This window comes from Xanthomonas sp. NCPPB 3174 (assembly GCF_056725205.1).
Genome location: NZ_CM161517.1, coordinates 4,186,004 through 4,203,149 on the forward strand (window position 1 = coordinate 4,186,004; position 17,146 = coordinate 4,203,149).

The window sequence follows — 17,146 nt, forward strand, 5'->3', positions numbered from 1 at the left end:
GCGATTATCCGCCGTGCTGGCGGCGCGTGCAGCGGGGGCTGCGATGTACCGTGCCCGCAGCGGTGCGATATCGGCACTCCAGCAAAGCGCCGACGCAACGTCGGAGGAGCGGCTTCAGCCGCGACAGGCGTTGTCGGGAACGCCCGTCGCGGCTGAAGCCGCTCCTACGTACGCCGGGAGCAGCGTGCCTGGCGCGCCCTACTCCGGCACGTACGGCGAAGCCAGCACCTGCGGGCGGCGACCGAGGCCGGCGCCGAGCCGGTCGAGCACGAAGCGCACGTAGAGGTTGGTGCTGAACTGGGTGTAGTCGCGGGCGTTGTTCAGCAGCAGGCGGCCGCCCAGGAACAGTTGCGGGGCGATCTGCCACTCCGCCGCGCCGGCGATGTTGTAGGACATGCCGGTCTTGCTCTGCCCGGCGTAGACCGGCGCGACGTAGCGGTCGGTCAGCCCCAGCAGCGCGGCCAGCGAGGCAGCGTCGTAGGCGGCCTGCTGCATCTGCGCGCTGGTCGGGAAGTACGGGCTGTCGTCGCTGCGGAAATGCTGCACGCCGACGCTGGCGTCCACGCTCCAGTTGACCGTGCGCCCGGCCGTGCGCCCGCTCCAGTGCACCGGGAAGCCCAGATCCACGTAGTCCTGCGGGCTGAAGTAGCCGCCCTGGCCGTAGGTGTAGCCGCCCAGGTTCTTGTCGTACTGCATCGCGGTCAGGTTGAGGCCGGCGGTCAGCGACTGGTTCTCGGTGTCCAGCGCGTGCACGTACACGCCCAGGTCGACCTGGCGGTGGTCGTTGCTGGCGACGTTGCGGCCGACCAGGCGGTCGGCGCTGGCGCTGGCGTAGCCGCCGAGCAGGCCGTTGTCGAGGGTGGCCGACAGGCGCAGGCCGTTGCTGGTCACGCCACCCCAGCCGAGCCCGGTGCGGCCGTCGTCGACGCCGCCGAAGGACAGCAGGCTGTCGCTGACCGCGCGGCGGAACACCTCGCCCGAATAGGTGAGGTTGTCGCCGGCCTGGCCGCGATAGCCGACGCCGCCGACGATGCGGCGCTCGGGGAAGCCGACCGGCGTGCTGCCGAGATCGGCGCTGAAGCCGCCGTTCTTGTAGGTCACCGCCATGCCGACGCCGCGCGCGTCCTGGTCCATGCGCCGCGCGCCGTTGCCGTTGGCGGCCATGGTGTACAGCGCCTGGCTGAAGCCGGCCGGCGTCAGCGCCGCGGCAGTGGGATTGGCGGCGAGGTTGCGGAAGCGGGCGATGTCGGCGGCGCTGAGGTCGGCGCTGCGCGAGGCATCGCCGAGGATGGCGCTGGCCAGCGTGCCGATCGCGGTGTCGGCGGCGGTGTTGCCGAGCAGGAACGCCGACAGCGGTTCGGCGTACAGCGCCTGCAGGGCTGCCGCCTCGCGCTGCGCGTTGGTCAGCGCCGGGTCGGTGTCGTTGAACAGCTTGTTGTACAGCCCGCTGTTGACCGCGTAGGTGCGCAGCGCGTTGCGGGTGGCGTTGCTGTTGCCCTCGGTGAGCAGCAGTTGGTACAGGTCGCTGCCGACCAGGCTGTCGATCGGCGTGCGGTCGGCGGCCAGGGCATCGCCCATCGCCGCGGCGGGGCCGGCGCCGAAGCGGCTGGCGGTGGCGTAGTCGGTGCCGAGCGTGCCGGCGTCGAGCAGGGTCGGGGTGACGTCGACCTGCAGCTTGCCCTCGCCCACCGCGAATTCGCCGTGCAGCGGCACTTCCAGATCGCGCAGCCGGCCCAGGCCGGCCTCGCCGTCGCGGGCGCGGTAGCTGGCGCCGGTGGCGAGGCTGTCGCTGTTCTCCGCCTGCACCTCGCGCAGTTCGTCGAGCACGCTGGAGCCGCCGGCGGCGGTGGCCGGTGCGGCCGGCTGGCGCAGGGACGCGCGCGGCGCGGCGGCCAGCAGCCCGTCCTCGCCGGGCAGCGCGCGCGGCGCGGTGCGGGCGGTGGTGGCGCGCTGGCCCGGCACCGGCAACGCGCCCAGGGCCACGCCCGCGGCGCTGGCGCTGGCCGGCGGCGGCAGGTCGTCGCCGGCGCTCATCGCCGGCGCGGACGTCGGCAGCGCGGACGCGGCGTAGGCCGGGGCCGGGGCCGGCACACCGCCGCCGAGGCTGTCGGACACCACCGCGGCGCTGCGCGGCATGCGTCCGTTCATGCCGGCGAACGGGTTGAGCGGGCGCCCGGCCGCGGCGTAGGACGCCGGGCCGTTGGCGGCCGGCAGGCCGTTGTCGTACTGGCCGGATTGGCGCGCCTGCGCCGCCAGCGCTGCGCGGAAATAGCTCTCGGCCTTGCGGTTCTTGCCGGCGCTGCGGTACACGCGCCCGGCAGCGGCAAGCACCTGCGGCGAATCCGGCGCCTGCGCCAGCGCGCGCTGCAGGTAGTCCTCGGCACTGTGCAGGTCGCGCAGCGCGGCGGCGGTGTTGGCCGCGGCGATCAGCGTGTCCAGGTCGTTGGGCGACTGCTGCAGTTGCTGCTGGTACAGCACCAGCGCCTGGCGCTGGTCTCCGGCGGCGGCGTACAGCCGCGCCAGCGCGGCCACCGCCTGCGGATCCTGGTTCTGCTGCGCCAGCAGCGGCGCCAGCGCGTCGTAGGCGGCTTCGAGGTTGCCGAGTTCGCGCAGCGCATCGACCTGGCGCAGCACGTAGCCGCTGCGCAGCGCCTGGTAGCGGCGCTGCTGCTCGGCGCTCATCTCGCTGTCGCGCAACTGGCGCAGGGTGGCGGCCAGTTCGGCGTCCTGGTGCGCGCGCAGCAGCACACTGGCGTACTGCAGGCGCGCCTCGGTGGTGGGGTTCTGCGCGACCAGGCGCTGCGCCAGGGTCAGCGCGCGCTGGTTGCTGCCGATGTCGGCGTAGGCGCCGGCCATCGCCGCCAGCAGCGCCGGCTGCTCCAGCGCCTCGCCCAGCGCGGCCTCGGTACGGCCGAGCAGCAACTGTGCTTCGCCGCCGCGGCCCTGCTGTTGCAGCAGGCGCGCCTGGGCCGCCTGCTGTTCCACCCAGGCGGTGTTGCGCAGCGCGCTCATTTCGGCGGTGCGCGCAGTGGCCGGAATGCGCTCCAGGCTGGCGTAGGCGCCGGCCCAGTCGCCGCGTTCCTGCGCCAGCAGCGCATTGGCGTACAGCGCCTCGGGCATATCGCCGTGCACCGCGAGCAGGCCGTCCATGACGCTGCGCGCCTGATCCGGACGCCCGGCCTGCTGGTACAGCCGCGCCAGGTCCAGCCGCACCCACGGATCGCCCGGGTTGTCGACCATCGCCTTCTCCAGCTCGCTCTGCGCGGTGACGGTGTCGCCGGCCTCCAGCGCCTGCTGCGCACGGGCGCGCTGCAGGTTGGCTTTCAATGCCGACTCGCCACCGGCCTGCTGGCGCTGCGCCGGACTGAGCCTGGCGAACAAGGCACTGGCCTCGTTGGCACGGCCCTGGCGGCTGTACAGGGCGATCAGGCCCTGCAGCGCGCCGGCATCGTCGGCGTGCAGGCGCAGCGCCTCGCGGTAACTCTTTTCGGCCGCGGCGGCATCGCTGGCCGACTGCAGATCGCCCAGCAACGCGTAGCCGGCGGCCTCCTCGGGCTTGAGCTTGACCGCCTGCTGGGCCAGGCGCAGCGCGGCGTCGGTGTCGCCGCGGGTGCGTGCGGCCTGCGCCTGCTGCACCTGCAGCCAGTAGCGCGCGCTGTCCAGCGCGCTGCGCCACTTACCGTTGGCGGCCGCGGCCGGGCGCAGCAGTTCCTGCGCTTCGCCGAAACGCTGCTGGCGCAGCCGCACCGAGCCCAGGCCACCGAGCGCCTCGGCATCGCGCGGACGCGCGCGCAGCACCTGCGCGAAGCGCTGCTCGGCCAGCGCCAGGTTGCCGGCGTTGAGCGCCTTGAAGCCCTCGCCCAACTGTTCGCCGGCCGGGTCGCCGCCGCCTTGCGCGCGGCGTTCCTGCAGTTGCGCGGCCTTCTTGGCCACCTCGGCATCGTTCGGATTGGCGGCCAGGAACGCCTGGTAAAGCGGCGCATCGGCGGGACCGGCATTGAGCCACAGCAGGGCCTGGCGCCAGCCGGCACGCGCGGGGCCGGCGACATCGGCGCGCTTGCTCAGCGCGGAGAGCTGGGCGATGCCCTCGCGCCGCGACGGTTCGCGGTAGGTCTGCACCTGCGCCAGCGCCAGCGCCGCGGCGGTGTTGTCCGGCTGCGCGGCGGCCAGGCGGCGCAGGCCGTCGCGCGCGCCCTCCCACCCCTGCGGCGTGCCGGCCAGCGCCTGGTAGTACTCCAACGCCAGCGAGTCCGGCGGGCCCTTGCCGTCGAACAGTGCCTGGTAGGCGCGTACCGCGTCCACGTAGCGGCCGGCGGCAGCGGCGCGGCGTGCGTTGCGCAGGTCGGCGTTGTCACCGGTGCCGCCGATCGACATCGCCAGGCGCTGGGTCTGCGGCGCCTGCGGATGCGCCTTCTGCAGCTGTGCCAGGCGCTTGCGCGCATCGGTCTGGCGGCCCTGCGCCAGGTCGATCTGGGCCAGGCCCAGCAGCGCGTCGGGCTGGTTCGGATCGACCTGCAGCAACTTGCGCCAGGCGTCGGCGGCGAGATCGTCGCGGCCCTGGTCGTGCCAGTAGTTGCCCTGGCTGACCAGTTGCTGGGTGGCGCCGGCGTTCTGCGCCTGCGCGCTGCCGGCGAGCAGGCACAGGTCGATCATGCCGGCCAGGTACAGGGGCTTGAGGTTCATGCGGAGCATTGGGTTCTCCAGGCGGGCTGCAGCGCGCCGTCTGCGGAAAAGCGGTAGCGGTTGTCGAGCCAGGCGCGTCCGAACAGGATCAGCACCCGGTCGTAGTAGGGAAGCCGGGCCGCGGCGGTGTCGCCGGGCGCGGGAATGCGTTGCGCCTGGGCCTTGAGCAGCGCCGGTTCGCGCAGCGCGCTCAGGTACGGCAGCAGCGCCGCGGCGAAACCGGGCGGCGCCTGGCCATTGCCGACGCCCTGACGGGTGTCGATCTTCTCGTCGAGGCGGCCCTGTGCGCGCAGTTGCTGCAGCGGGCCGGACAGATCGTCGAGCAGCGCCTTGCGCAGCGGATCGGCGGCATCGAGCATGCCGGCCCACAGGTACACGCGGATCGCGTCGTAGCTGCCGATCGCGCCCTTGTCCGGATCGACGCCGAACGTGCGACCGTCCCAGGCGATCCAGTCCGGTGCGAACCCGACCGGCGCACTGTCGCGCAGCATCCGCGCGCTGCGCGTGGCCAGGCCGGCCCACGGCCCTTTCGGATCGACCGCGGCGAAGCGCCGCAGCAACTGCAGCGGCAGGTAGCTGGGATTGAGCGTCCAGCGCTGCGGCTGGACGAAGCCCTTGGCCGCCGGCAGCAGCATGCTGCCGAACCCGGGCAGCTCGGCCAGCTCGGCGCGCCGCACCAGCGCCAGCATCTGCAGGCCGGCCTGGGTGTAGCCCGGCCGCTGCCACAGGCGCCCGGCCTCGAGCAGCACGTAGGCGATCCACAGGTCGGCGTCGCTGGCGCTGTTGCTGTCGAGCACGCGCCAACTGCCGTCGCTGGCGCGGCCCCACAGCCAGGCCGGCAATACCTGCTGCGGGCGGCCGCCGCACAGGTTGTGCCGGGTCCAGCCGAGCACGCGCTCGAACAGCACCTGGTCGTTGGCCACCAGCGCGAAGAACAGCGCATAGGACTGGCCTTCGGAGGTGCTGCGCTGGTCGGCGTGCTGGAAATCGATCACCCGCCCGCTGGCATCGAGGTGCTTGCCGACGAAGGCGCTCCACTCGCGCCACGGCGCGCAGGCTGGCGCGGCCGCCAGCGCAGCGCGCGCCGGCGGCAGCAGCGTCGCCGCACCGGCGGCGAGCAGGCTGCCGAGCAGACGCCGGCGTTGGCCGGTGTGTGTGTTCACTGCCCTTCCTGCAACCGCGCCGCCGAATGCCGGCGCAGCACCACGCGCGCGGCCAGCGCCAGCAGCACGCTCAGCACCACCACCGCCAGGCCCAGCAGCAGCGGGTGCTGCGAGAAGTACCAGCGCGCCCAGGTCGGCAGCGGCAGGTGGCCGACGTAGTAGGTCTGGTCGCCAGCCAGGCTGCGCACCTTGCCTTTCTGCAGCAGCACCACGCTGCCCTGGAAGTCCTTCAGCGTGGCCGGCTCCAGCCAGGCGTCGAAGAAGTCCTCGACGCTGGCCGGATCCTCGGCCAGCAGCGCGACCACGCTGCGCCCGGCCTTCAGCGGCGACTGGAAGCCCATCAGCACCACATCGCCGGGCGCCGGCTTGACCGCGACCTCGGCGGTGGTCGGCAGATCGGTGCGGCGCGCGTCGAACGAGAGGAACCCGGGCAGCTTGTCCAGCACCCAGTCGCTCATCGAGAAGCGCCGGCCGCTGGCGCCGTCGCCGATCGGCAGCGCCGCGCTCCAACGCTGGAACAGCGGCTGCGAACGCAGGCTGCCGAACACCAGCAGGTCGCTGTCGGCGTGCTGGTCGACCTCGGCGGCGTGGATCAGGGTCACCCGCAGCGCCGGGTAGCCGGTGGACGCGCCGAGCCGGCCGAGCAGGGTCAGCAGATTGGCCATGTCCTGGTCGCCGATCTCGTCCGGCACCACCACGGTGGACTCGGACAGGTCGGCCAGGCGCGTGAACGGGAAGCCGGCATTGCCGAACGCGGCCAGGTTCGGCATCGCCATGTAGTGATGGAACGAGCGCAGGTCCACGCTGGAGTCGGCATCGATCGCGCCGGACACGTCGGGGAAGGTGTTCTTGCACGCCTGCGCCTGCGGGCGGTCGAAGAAGAAATGGAAGCGCAGCTGGCTGTTGGCCGAGAACGGCCCGGTCGGCAGCAGCAGTTTCTGCTCCACCGGCATCGCGCCCTTGGGCGAGAGTTCGTGCCACCAGCGCAGCGGCAGCGACTCGGCATAGGCGTGACCGGTCAGCGGCAGCGTGGTGACGAAGGCATCGTTGATGCTGACGTTGAGCGCGGACTTGTTCTGCGTCTCCGGCACCGTGTAGCGGTAGCGCAGGTTGACCGGGATGCCGTCGCGCTGCCACACGAACAGGTCCGGCGGCAGCTGCAGGCCGACCCGGATCAGGTCGGGGTGGTAGCCGCTGACGTTCAGTTGCGAAGTCTGCGCCACCAGGTCGCCGAAGTGCACCGGCCGATCGCTGGAGATCCAGTTCGGCGCGTCGTAGGGCTTGCGCGGCTGCGCCTGCTTGAGTTCGCCGATGCGCGCCACCGGGCCATTGAACGGCGTGCCCAGGCTCAGCGCGGTAGCGGCCTGCTGCAGGTCGTTGTCGTCGCGGCCCAGCACCAGCAGCAGCTTGCCGGTGGCATCGCGCGGGTTGGCGATCATCGCCAGGGTCGGGCCGGCGATCTCGCTCAGGCCGGCCTGGGTCGCCGCCAGTTCCGCCGGCAGGGTCGCGGCGGTGGCGAACAGCACCGCATTGCCGGTGGCCGGCACGTCGCCGATGGTCACGCCGAACGCGGCGCCGCGGTAGCCGGCCTGCGCGCCGAACCAGGAGGCGACGATGCCGGCGCTGCGCAGCGTGGCCAGGTCCGGGCGCTGCGGGAACACGAACGGCAGTTCCAGCCGGCGCGTATCGCGCTTGTCGTAGAACGGCACCGGCAGCAGCGCCAGGTCGTTGCGCAGCACCAGCGGCGTGGCGGTCAGCGACAGCCGCGTGGCCGGATCGATGTTGGCCCACAGGCTGGTGTGGTCCGGATCCTCGCAGTCGCGGGTGTAGTGGCCGATCAGTTGCAGGTTGAGCCGGTTGTAGTCGCTGATCAGGCGCGGATCGATCGGCACGTCGCTCTGCTGCAGCCTGCCGGCGTTCTCGCGGCTGACCGGCAGGGTCGCCACGGTGACGCCGTTGACGCTGACCTTCAGGTGCGACAGGTCCGGCAGCAGCGCTGGCGAGTAGCTGTAGACCAGGTGCAGGTTCGCCGCCTGCACCACTTCGTCGGTGCGGGTGCTGAAGGCGATGCCGGCGCTGCCCTGGATGCCGCGCAGGGTCATCTCGTAGTCCACGCCGAGCTGCTTGAGCGTGGCCGAGCGCTCGCGTTCGGCCGGAGACGGCTGCGGCGTGGCGGTCGCGGCGGCGGCGGGCGCCGGCGCGAAGGCGGGAAGGGTCGGCTCCTGGGCCAGGGCGAGGCCGGAGAGGAGCGTGAGACAGCACGCAGCCAGGGCGAGTAGACGCATCGACGGCAACCGGAGGGAAGTGGGAGAGAAAAAGGAACGCGACACGGCGCAACGACGACTCACGGCGCAGCCTCCTCGCCGGCGGTGCGGCCGCGCCAGCCGCTGCGCGCGCTGCTGGCGACGTGCTGGCCGAGGCGCTTGAAGCCGCGCATGCTGGCCGCGAACACGCGCCCCAGCGACACCCAGAAGCGGTCGCGGTCGTGGCGGCCCCACTGCGACACCCAGATGTCGGCGCGGGCGAAGGTGCAGGCCACCAGCCAGCGCTCCTGCTCGATCGACATCGGCCGGAACTGAATGCTGATTTCGCCGTCGCGGTCGTGGCGCACCATCGCCGGCAGGCGCTTGGAACTGCCGCGCTGCGGTAGCGCGATCTCCACCGGCAGGTCCGGCTCCACCGGCACCGGCGCGAGCAGGCGCAGCGCCATGCCGCCGGTGGAGAAGTTGACCGTGCGGCAATCCAGTTCGCGGCCATCGGCCAGGTGCAGCGTTGCCGGGATGTCCAGCGGCACGCGGTGCGAGCGGCGCACCTGGCGCATCTCGCTGGCGGTGGCGATGGTGGCGCCGAGCAACAGCACGTTGTAGGCGGTCCAGGCCAGGTTGAACCAGATCGTCTGCGCCTCGCCGCCGGCCTGCACGCTGAGCAGGCGCATCACCCCGGCGGCCAGGCCGGCCAGGTTGAGCACCAGCAGGAACAGATAGGGCTTGGCGATCTGCCCGTCGAAGTAGCTGCGCGGCACCAGTCCGCCCTTGGGTGTGACGTTGAACTTGCCGAGCTTGGGATTGAACAGCGCCACCAGCGTCGGGCGCAGGATGTACCAGGCCAGGGTGGTCTCGTAGACCTCGTTCCACAGCAGGTGGCGGAACTTGCCCTGGGTGCGCAGGTTGGTCAGGTTGGCCTGCAGGATGTGCGGCAGCGCATACGCCAGGATCATCAGCGCCGAGGCGTGGATCACGTGCGCGCCGAAGAACAGGAAGGCCAGCGGCGCGGTGAGGTAGACGATGCGCGGCAGCCCGTAGAAGAAGTGCAGCATCGCGTTGGCGTAGCACAGCCGCTGCGACAGGCGCAGGCCCTTGCCCAGCAACGGGTTGTCCAGCCGCGCGATCTGCGCCATGCCGCGCGCCCAGCGGATGCGCTGGGCGACGTGGCCGGACAGGCTCTCGGTGGCCAGGCCGGCGGCCTGCGGCACCGCGATGTAGGCGCTGCGGTAGCCGCGACGGTGCAGCTTCAGCGCGGTGTGCGCGTCCTCGGTGACGGTCTCCACCGCCACCCCGCCCACTTCCTCCAGCGGCTTGCGCTTGATCACCGTGCACGAACCGCAGAAGAAGGTGGCGTCCCATTGGTCGTTGCCGTCCTGCAGCAGGCCGTAGAACAGCTCGCCCTCGTTGGGCACCTTGCCGTGGTTGCCGAGATTGCGCTCGAACGGATCGGCCGAGAAGAAGTAGTGCGGCATCTGCACCACCGCCAGCTTGGCGTCGCGCAGGAACCAGCCCATCGCCACCTGCAGGAACGAGCGCGTGGGGATGTGGTCGCAGTCGAAGATCGCCACGTACTCGCCGCTGGACTTCTTCAGCGCGGCGTTGATGTTGCCGGCCTTGGCGTGGAAGTTGTTGGTGCGGGTGACGTAGTGGATGCCGACCTGCGCGCAGAACGCGCGGAACTCCTCACGGCGGCCGTCGTCGAGCAGGTAGATGTTGAGCTTGTCGGCCGGCCAGTCCATCACGCTGGCGGCGAGGATGGTCGAGCGCACCACCGACAGCGGTTCGTTGTAGGTGGGAATGAACAGATCGACGCTGGGCCATTGCTGCTGGTCGGCCGGCAGCGGCAGCGGCCGCCGATTGAGCGGCCACAGCACCTGGAAGTAACCCAGCGCCAGGATCACGAACGCGTACAGTTCGGCCAGCAGCAGGCCCAGGCCCAGGCTCAGGTCGATCGGGCTGCTCATGCCCACGGTCTGGGTCAGGCGCCACCAGATGTAGCGCGAGGACACCGCCAGCGACAGCGCCATCATCACCAGGATCGCCAGGCGGCTGCCGCTGCGCCGCAGCAGCATGGCCGCGGCGAAGACCACCAGCGAGAACAGCAGTTGCTGCGGCACATCCATCGGGATGGCGACGACGAAGACCAGCAACACGGCGCCCAGCAGCCACAGCGACCAATTGGCCAGGACATGCAGCGGGCGCGCGGCACGCGACGCGGAGGCAGCGCTCATCGGCGATTCCTAACAAGGGGAGGAGGTCGGCGCGCGGTCTTCCCCACCGCGCGGCGACGGCAAACAGGTGCGGCGCCCGCAGGCGCCGCGTGACATCAACGATTCAAGAAACGCTTAAGCGGTCCGCCCGGCGCCGGCACGGTGGCCTCGCGGCCGACCTCGAGCAGGCGCTGGAACAGCTGCTGCAACGGCGTGCCGGTGGCGGCGGGCGTCATCGGCAACGTCACGGCAGGCACCGGTGCCGCCGGCCTGGGCTCGATCGCAGCGCGTACCACCGACAACACCGGCGCCGGCGCGGCAGGCACCGGAGCGGCAGGCGCCGCTGGCGGCGCAGCGGCCGGTTCGGCGGCGCTGAGCCGGTCGGCGGAGAAATCCTGGTACGCGGTGGCACCGCTGCTGCCGAGCTTGGCAAACAGGCTGGAGACGTCGTCGCCGGTTTCGGCACCCGTCTGCTTGGACTTCTTGGACATGACGCCCCTCATGACGATCTGAAAATAATCGGTCGCTACCGCCGCGCTCAGCCGGCCCTGGCCAGCACGAAGCGCCGCAGGTCTTCGCTCCCGGACGACAACGCACGCACGCCCAGGCCGGACGACATCCCCACTTGCACGAACCATGCCTGATACACCCCTTCCAGGAAGCCGTCGGCGCCGCTGGCCTGCCCGGCCAGGCCGATGTGCAGCGGCGAGCCGGCGTGCAGCAACTCGACACGGTCGGCGTGCTCCTCGAAGCGCGCGTAGCCCCATTCCAGCCGGTCCCAGACGCGGTTGGCCGCGTCCTCCAGTTCCTGCAGGGTGCTGCAGCCGCCGACCGGGTGCTCGACCGCGAAGCGGCGGCCGATACGCGCCATCAGCAGGGCCAGGTCCTCGGCGCCCAGTTCGGCGGCGAATTCCTCGGCCAGCGCGCGCAGAAAACCGCGCCACTGCCGCGAACAGGCGTGGGTGCGGTAATGGGTCTGCAACGCGTGAACGCTCATCGAGGAAGTCTCTGGCCAGGGACGGAACGACAACGGCGTAGCGGCTGTGGCGCCTCGGACCGGCTGTTGGCGGCCGTCACTATTGCGACACAGTTCTCACTTTGCAATGCAGTGTATCTCACTCTTTCTTCACAGCAAAGCCCTCGCAGACGGAAATGCGACCGCTGCCCGGCCGTCAGCGGTCGGCGCGCACGGGCCGGCCATTCCCGGCTCAGGGCTGCTCCTCGGCCGACACCTGGAACACCTGCCGCAGGTAGGCCAGATAGGCGGGGTCGTCGCACAGGGTCTTGCCGGGCGAGTCGCTGAGCTTGGCCACCGGCTGGCCGTTGCAGCGGACCATCTTGATCACGATCTGCAGCGGCACCAGGCCCAGGTCGTTGGTCAGGTGCGTGCCGACGCCGAACGCCAGCATGCAGCGGTCGCGGAAATGCGCGTACAGCCGCATCACCTTGTCGATGTCCAGGCCGTCGCTGAACACCAGGATCTTGCTGCGCGGATCCACCCGGTGCCGCTGCAGATGCGCCAGCACCCGCTCGCCCCACTCGAACGGATCGCCGGAATCGTGGCGCATGCCGTCGAACAGCTTGCAGAAGTACAGATCGAAATCGCGCAGGAACGCATCCAGGCCGACCACGTCCGACAGCGCGATGCCGAGATCGCCGCGGTACTCGCGCGCCCACGACTCCAGCGCCGCCGCCTGCGAATCGCGCAGCCGCGGCCCCAGCGCCTGGAACGCCTGCAGGTACTCGTGCGCCATCGTGCCCAGCGGGGTCAGGCCGTAGCGGCGGGCGAAGTACACGTTACTGGTGCCGACGAACTGCTTGCCCAGGGTCTGCTGCAGCACCGGCAGCAATTCGCCGTGCCAGGCGCGCGAATAGCGGCGCCGGGTGCCGTAGTCGGCGATGGCGCAATTGTCGTAGCCCGGGGTGTCGCGCAGCAACGCGATCTTGGCCTGCAGGCGGCGCAGGCCTTCGGCATGGTCGGCGCCCCCGGCGTTGCGGAACCACACCTCGTTGACGATCGCCAGCAGCGGCACCTCGAACAGGATGGTGTGCAGCCATGGCCCGCGGATGTGCAGCTCGATCTCGCCGGGCACGCTGGTCGAGGCCTGCAACTGCAGGTACTTGCGGTCCAGGTGGAACAGCGCCAGGAAATCGACGAAGTCCGGCTTGATGAAGCGCATCGCGCGCAGGTAGTCCAGCTCGTCCTCGCGGAAGCGCAGCGCACGCAGCGCGTCGATCTCTTCGGAGATCTGCGGCAGGTACTGCGCCAAGTCGATGCCCGGGGTGCGGCACTTGAAGCGGTACTCCACCTGCGCGCCGGGATGCTGATGCAGCACCGCCTGCATCATGGTGAACTTGTAGAGGTCGGTGTCCAGCAACGAGTCGATGATCATCCGCCGATTATGCGCCCGGGTGCGTTGCAGGCTTTGTCATGCGCGCGTTGCGACAGGCGCCACGCCATGGCGCGCCCACCGCCTCAGCGCTTCAGCACCGCCTGCGCCGGCTTGTGCTGCACGGTGAAATCGCTGTCGCGGGCGCCGCCGGCGTCCGGATCGGTGTACCAGCACCACAGCGCGATGCCGGCGATGCGCGGTTGCGCGTCGAGCACGTCGCGCCACTCGCGCAGCACCTGCGCCTGCAACGCGGTGTCGACCTCGGCCGTGCGTTGCTCCGGGCTTTCCCACGGCGCCGCCAGGCTGCCGTGCGCCGAGCGCAGGCCCAGCTCGGCCACCCACACCGGGCGGCCGCTGCGCTCGCCCAGCGCCTGCACCCGCGCCGCCGCCGCGCGCATCTGCGCGCGCCGTTGCTCCGGCGCGGCGGCCAGCGCCGGATACAGGCTGGTGCCGACGAAATCGAAACGGTCCCAGTAGCCGAAGCGCTCGGCCTGCTCCAGGCCGTCGGCGACGTAGCCGATCGGGCCGCGATAGACCTGGCGCACCGCCGCCAGCAGCGCCGGCCACTGCGGCGCATCCTGCAACTGACGCAGTTCGGTGCCGACGATCAGCGCGCTGGCGCGTTCCTCGGCGGCGACCTGGGCCAGTTGCAGCAGCGCGCGCCGATAGGCCGCGAACCAGGCATCGCGATCGGCCGGCGCGGCCTCGCCGGCCCAGTGTCCGGGAATCCACAGATGCACCTTCAGCACCGGCTGCAGGCCGGCGGCGCGCATCTGCCGCAATCCGGCGCGGACCAGCGCCGGGCTGCTGTCGCTGCCCAGTACCGGGGCCGACGACTGCGGCGACGCCTGCCAGACGAAGGCGACCAACAGCGCACGCGAAGCGCCGGCCTCGGCCAGTTGCCGCAGCGACTGCTGCGCCGCCGCGCTGCCCCAGGGCGCCTGCGGCGACACCTTGACGTTGGCGCCCATCCACGGCGGCGCCGGCGCCGCACTGCAGCCGCCGGCGCTCAGCGCCAACAGCAGTGCGGCCAGCAGTCTCACGGCGATCGGCGCCATACCCGGTAGATGCCCTGGTGGTAGACCAGACTGTAGCCCGGCAGGCCCTGCTGCCACAGCTGCGGGAAGCGCCGGTTGAGGCTGTCCAGCGCGCCGGCCTGGCTGGCCGGGTCGCTCACCACCACCTGCGCCGGCATCCGCCGCGGATCGACCAGTGCCTGCTTGAAGCGCGGATCGAACGGCAGGATCAGTTGTTTGGCGTCGCCACGGGCGACGATCACCGGATAGCTGGCGCGATCGTCGAGCAGGGTCGGCAGCCGCGCCTCGGCCAGCCATGCGCCCAACTGCGCGGCGTCGGCGTGCCGCGGCGGTGCCGGTGCCTGCAGCGCGGCGATCCAGTCGCGGGTGGTGGAGGTGGCGGTGCGGGCGATCACCCAGCCGCTGGACACCGCGCCGGCCAGCAACAGCGCCAGGCCGAGCCAGCGCGCGTTGCGGCGCAGGTCGCCCAGCACCAGCGCCACCGGCACCAGCAGCAGGGCCAGGAAGTCCAGCGGCTGCGCACTGAAATGCGCCCAGGTGGCCAGCGTGCCGGCGCCGAGCACGGTGGCGGTCGCGGCGAGCACGCTGCGCCAGGTATCGCCGTCGCGGGTGTGGCGCAGCAGCAGCAACAGCGGCGCGCTGACGATGCCGGCCAGCAACAGCCACAGCGGCGGCCACCACGGCCGCGCCGCGGCCTGCTGCAGCCATGGCTGCAGCGCCGCCTGCGCCGAGATGCCGCGGAAAGCGGAGGTGGCATCGCGCACGAACAGCAGCGGATCGCCGAAGAACATGTAGTTGAGGTACATCCACGCCCCCACCGCGAACAGGAACGGCAGGTAGCACACCAGGTAGAAGGCCAGCGGCGCCTGCCGCATCAGCCGCGGCGGCGCGATCAGGAACAGCCACGGCGCCAGCGCCAGCGCCAGGAAGCAGGCGCGTTCGTCGACGAAGAACAGCAGGCACAGGCTCGCCGCCAGGCGCAGGTAGGCGAAGGCTTCCGGGTCGTCGCGGAAATGGCGCAGCGCGCGCGCGGCCACGTAGAACACCAGCAGGCCCAGGCCCTGGTTGTTGCCGGACAGCGTGGGCCACAGGAAGAACGGCTGGATCACCACACCCGCGCTCAGCGCCCAGGCCCAGCCACGGCCCAGCCCCGCGGCGATGTCGCGCCACAGCAGGGTCACCAGCGCCGCCCCGGCCAGCACGTCGACCAGGTACGGCAGCAACGGCGTGGACAGGCCCGGCAGGCCGCCGATCAGCACGCCCAGGTACAGCGAGGCCTGCGCGTACAGGAACCCCAGGTACTCGATGCGGAAACCGGCCGCGTCGCGCAACAGCAGCAGCTTGGCGTACTGCGCCATCGCGTCGTCGCTCATGTAGCCGTGCGCGAGCAGCCGGTGGCACAGCAGCGCCAGCAGCGCCGCGGTGAACACGAACACCGCGGTGCCGCGCGCGCGCGGCGGCGCGTCAGTCGTCGAGCGCGGCGCGGCGCTCTTCGGCCATGTGCTTGCTGATGCCATGGGTGGTCTTTTCCCAGTAGAACGGGTTGCGGATGAGCTGCCACAGGCCCTTGTAGGCAGCGATGGACTGCAGCAGCCAGTACAGCGGCACGGTCAGCGCGTAGGGCGCCAGGCGGAAGTAGTCGCGCTTGAACGCCGCCACCAGGGTCATGTAGATCAGGAAGCCGTTGCCGAGCAGCAGGTTGAGCAGGCTCAGGTACAGCAGCGCCGGCGGGAAGAACGGGTCGAAGAATGTCGAGCCCACCGCCAGCCACAGCCCGTAGCTCAGCCACATCAACGGCGCGGCCAGCGCGGTGAAGAAGGTGCCGCCGACGAACAACTGGAAGCCCCAGAACCCGCGCACGCCGGTGGAGCGGTACAGCTGCACCGGGTCGCGCATGTGCACCAGCCAGGTCTGCATGTAGCCCTTGAGCCAGCGCGAGCGCTGCCGGATCCAGTTGGGGATGCTGACGTTGGCTTCCTCGAACGTGGTCGAGTTGACCACGCTGACCCGGTAGCCCTGCTGGGTCAGGCGCACGCCCAGGTCGGCGTCTTCGGTGACGTTGTACGGGTCCCAGGCGTGGACCTTGCGCAGGATGTCCAGGCGGAAGTGGTTGGAGGTGCCGCCGAGCGGAATCGGGATGCGCAGGGTCTCCAGCGCCGGCAGGTAGAAGTCGAACCACAACGTGTATTCGAGCGTGAACATGCGCGTGAGCCAGTTCTCGTCGGCGTTGTAGTAGTTCAGCCGCGCCTGGATGCAGGCCACGTCGGCCGGCGACTTGCGGAACGCGGCGACCACGCGCTTGAGCTGGTCCGGCTCCGGCTTGTCCTCGGCGTCGTAGATGGTGAGCATCTGCCCGCGGGCGAAGCGCAGCGCGTAGTTGCAGGCCTTGGGCTTGGTCTTGGGCTGCGACGGCGGCACCCGGATGATCTCGAAGAACGCCTCCAGGCCCAGCGCCTTGGCCGCCTCGATGGTCTCGGTGTCGTCGGCCTCCAGCACCAGCTTCACGTCCAGCTTGGAGGTCGGGTAATCGAGCCGGCGCAGCGCGTTGGCCAGGATCGGCAGCACGTCCGGTTCCTTGTACATCGGCACCAGCACCGTGTAGACCGGCAGGTCCTCGTCGCCGAGCGCGGCCACTTCCTCGTCGCTGACCTTGATGTCGATGCGGCGCCGCGCACCGCGCCAGGCCAGTACCAGCTTCAGCCCGAAGGTGGCCAGGAACGCCACCGCGATCAGCGTGTTGAGCGCGATCAGGGTGACCAGCGGCCACAGCGCCAGGGCCGCGGCCAGCGCCACCGTGAGCGCCACCAGGAACACCGACTGCGCGCGGGTGATCACCTGCCGCGCCGAATGCTCGGGCGCATGCTCGGCCAGCAGGTTCAGCGCATCGTGGGTGAGCTGCGCGTCGGCGTGCTGCTGCAGGCTCCAGACGATGTCGAACTTGGAGGTGCCGACGAAGCGCACCTGCTCGCCGTAGGTGGCGCGCGCCCAGGCGAAGATCTCCGGGCCGGGATCGGCCACCGCCAGCACCAGCTGGCCGTCCTCCTCGCGCCACGGCAGCACCAGGCGCTGCGCGTAGTCGGCCAGCCGCTCCGGCTGGAACAGCGCCGGGTCGATCGGCTGCTTGAGCAGATTGACGAAATGCAGCCCGAAATGCTGCGCCAGCACCGTGTAGAAGCGCAGCGGCGCGACCCCGCGCTGGGCCAGCACCACGTCGCCCAGCCGCGAGCGCCAGCGTGCCTGCAGCGACAGCGCGTTCTGCAGCTGCGGCGGGTCGATCACCCCCGCGGCGACCAGCGCCTCGCCGATCGGCGCCTGCAGGCCGCCCTCGGTCGGCAGCCGCCCGAGCCGGCCGGGGACGCTCGCCTCGGCGGCGACGCTCTCGTGTTCGCCGGACAC

General features: G+C 71.3%; 10 protein-coding genes. All 10 read right to left on the reverse strand.

The window, feature by feature from the left end; all coding sequences use genetic code 11:
• Positions 1 to 198 precede the first annotated feature (198 nt).
• The 10 genes from AC1PK7_RS18035 to AC1PK7_RS18080 all read right to left on the reverse strand — a co-directional run bounded on the left by AC1PK7_RS18035 (position 199) and on the right by AC1PK7_RS18080 (position 17,146).
• Positions 199 to 4,692: a cellulose synthase subunit BcsC-related outer membrane protein gene (locus AC1PK7_RS18035; protein WP_481099024.1), complete on the reverse strand. Its 4,494-nt coding sequence runs from the start codon at positions 4,690 to 4,692 to the stop codon at positions 199 to 201.
• Positions 4,680 to 5,846, reverse strand: a complete 1,167-nt coding sequence (gene bcsZ, locus AC1PK7_RS18040) for a cellulose synthase complex periplasmic endoglucanase BcsZ (RefSeq protein ID WP_481099025.1) — start codon at positions 5,844 to 5,846, stop codon at positions 4,680 to 4,682. Before bcsZ ends, AC1PK7_RS18035 begins: the two co-directional genes overlap by 13 nt.
• Positions 5,843 to 8,131: a cellulose biosynthesis cyclic di-GMP-binding regulatory protein BcsB gene (gene bcsB, locus AC1PK7_RS18045; RefSeq protein ID WP_481099026.1), complete on the reverse strand. Its 2,289-nt coding sequence runs from the start codon at positions 8,129 to 8,131 to the stop codon at positions 5,843 to 5,845. Before bcsB ends, bcsZ begins: the two co-directional genes overlap by 4 nt.
• Before the next feature lie 59 nt (positions 8,132 to 8,190).
• Positions 8,191 to 10,341 (reverse strand): UDP-forming cellulose synthase catalytic subunit, encoded by a 2,151-nt coding sequence (gene bcsA / locus AC1PK7_RS18050; protein WP_010343617.1) that lies wholly within the window; start codon positions 10,339 to 10,341, stop codon positions 8,191 to 8,193.
• A gap of 95 nt (positions 10,342 to 10,436) precedes the next feature.
• On the reverse strand, positions 10,437 to 10,811 hold the full coding sequence (locus AC1PK7_RS18055; RefSeq protein WP_481099027.1) for a hypothetical protein: 375 nt from the start codon (positions 10,809 to 10,811) through the stop codon (positions 10,437 to 10,439).
• Positions 10,812 to 10,858: 47 nt separating this feature from the next.
• Positions 10,859 to 11,317, reverse strand: coding sequence for a cellulose biosynthesis protein BcsD (gene bcsD, locus AC1PK7_RS18060; RefSeq protein WP_481099028.1), 459 nt, complete (start codon positions 11,315 to 11,317; stop codon positions 10,859 to 10,861).
• A 211-nt stretch (positions 11,318 to 11,528) separates the two neighbouring features.
• Complete coding sequence (gene pncB / locus AC1PK7_RS18065) at positions 11,529 to 12,713, reverse strand: nicotinate phosphoribosyltransferase (RefSeq protein ID WP_481099029.1); 1,185 nt, start codon at positions 12,711 to 12,713, stop codon at positions 11,529 to 11,531.
• Between the two features lie 83 nt (positions 12,714 to 12,796).
• The gene (locus AC1PK7_RS18070) at positions 12,797 to 13,771 is read right to left on the reverse strand and encodes a glycoside hydrolase family 113 (RefSeq protein ID WP_481099030.1); all 975 of its coding nucleotides are present in this window, start codon (positions 13,769 to 13,771) and stop codon (positions 12,797 to 12,799) included.
• The gene (locus AC1PK7_RS18075; RefSeq protein WP_481099031.1) at positions 13,753 to 15,267 is read right to left on the reverse strand and encodes a hypothetical protein; all 1,515 of its coding nucleotides are present in this window, start codon (positions 15,265 to 15,267) and stop codon (positions 13,753 to 13,755) included. Before AC1PK7_RS18075 ends, AC1PK7_RS18070 begins: the two co-directional genes overlap by 19 nt.
• On the reverse strand, positions 15,215 to 17,146 hold the full coding sequence (locus tag AC1PK7_RS18080; protein ID WP_481099032.1) for a glycosyltransferase family 2 protein: 1,932 nt from the start codon (positions 17,144 to 17,146) through the stop codon (positions 15,215 to 15,217). The genes AC1PK7_RS18075 and AC1PK7_RS18080 overlap by 53 nt, the downstream gene beginning before the upstream one ends.

Coding starts and splice junctions, on each gene's coding strand:
- AC1PK7_RS18055 (WP_481099027.1), bottom strand. CDS start 10,811: ATGTCCAAGAAGTCCAAGCAGACGGGTGCCGAAACCGGCGACGACGTC.
- bcsB (WP_481099026.1), bottom strand. CDS start 8,131: ATGCGTCTACTCGCCCTGGCTGCGTGCTGTCTCACGCTCCTCTCCGGC.
- bcsA (WP_010343617.1), bottom strand. CDS start 10,341: ATGAGCGCTGCCTCCGCGTCGCGTGCCGCGCGCCCGCTGCATGTCCTG.
- AC1PK7_RS18075 (WP_481099031.1), bottom strand. CDS start 15,267: ATGGCATCAGCAAGCACATGGCCGAAGAGCGCCGCGCCGCGCTCGACG.
- pncB (WP_481099029.1), bottom strand. CDS start 12,713: ATGATCATCGACTCGTTGCTGGACACCGACCTCTACAAGTTCACCATG.
- bcsD (WP_481099028.1), bottom strand. CDS start 11,317: ATGAGCGTTCACGCGTTGCAGACCCATTACCGCACCCACGCCTGTTCG.
- AC1PK7_RS18070 (WP_481099030.1), bottom strand. CDS start 13,771: ATGGCGCCGATCGCCGTGAGACTGCTGGCCGCACTGCTGTTGGCGCTG.
- AC1PK7_RS18035 (WP_481099024.1), bottom strand. CDS start 4,692: ATGCTCCGCATGAACCTCAAGCCCCTGTACCTGGCCGGCATGATCGAC.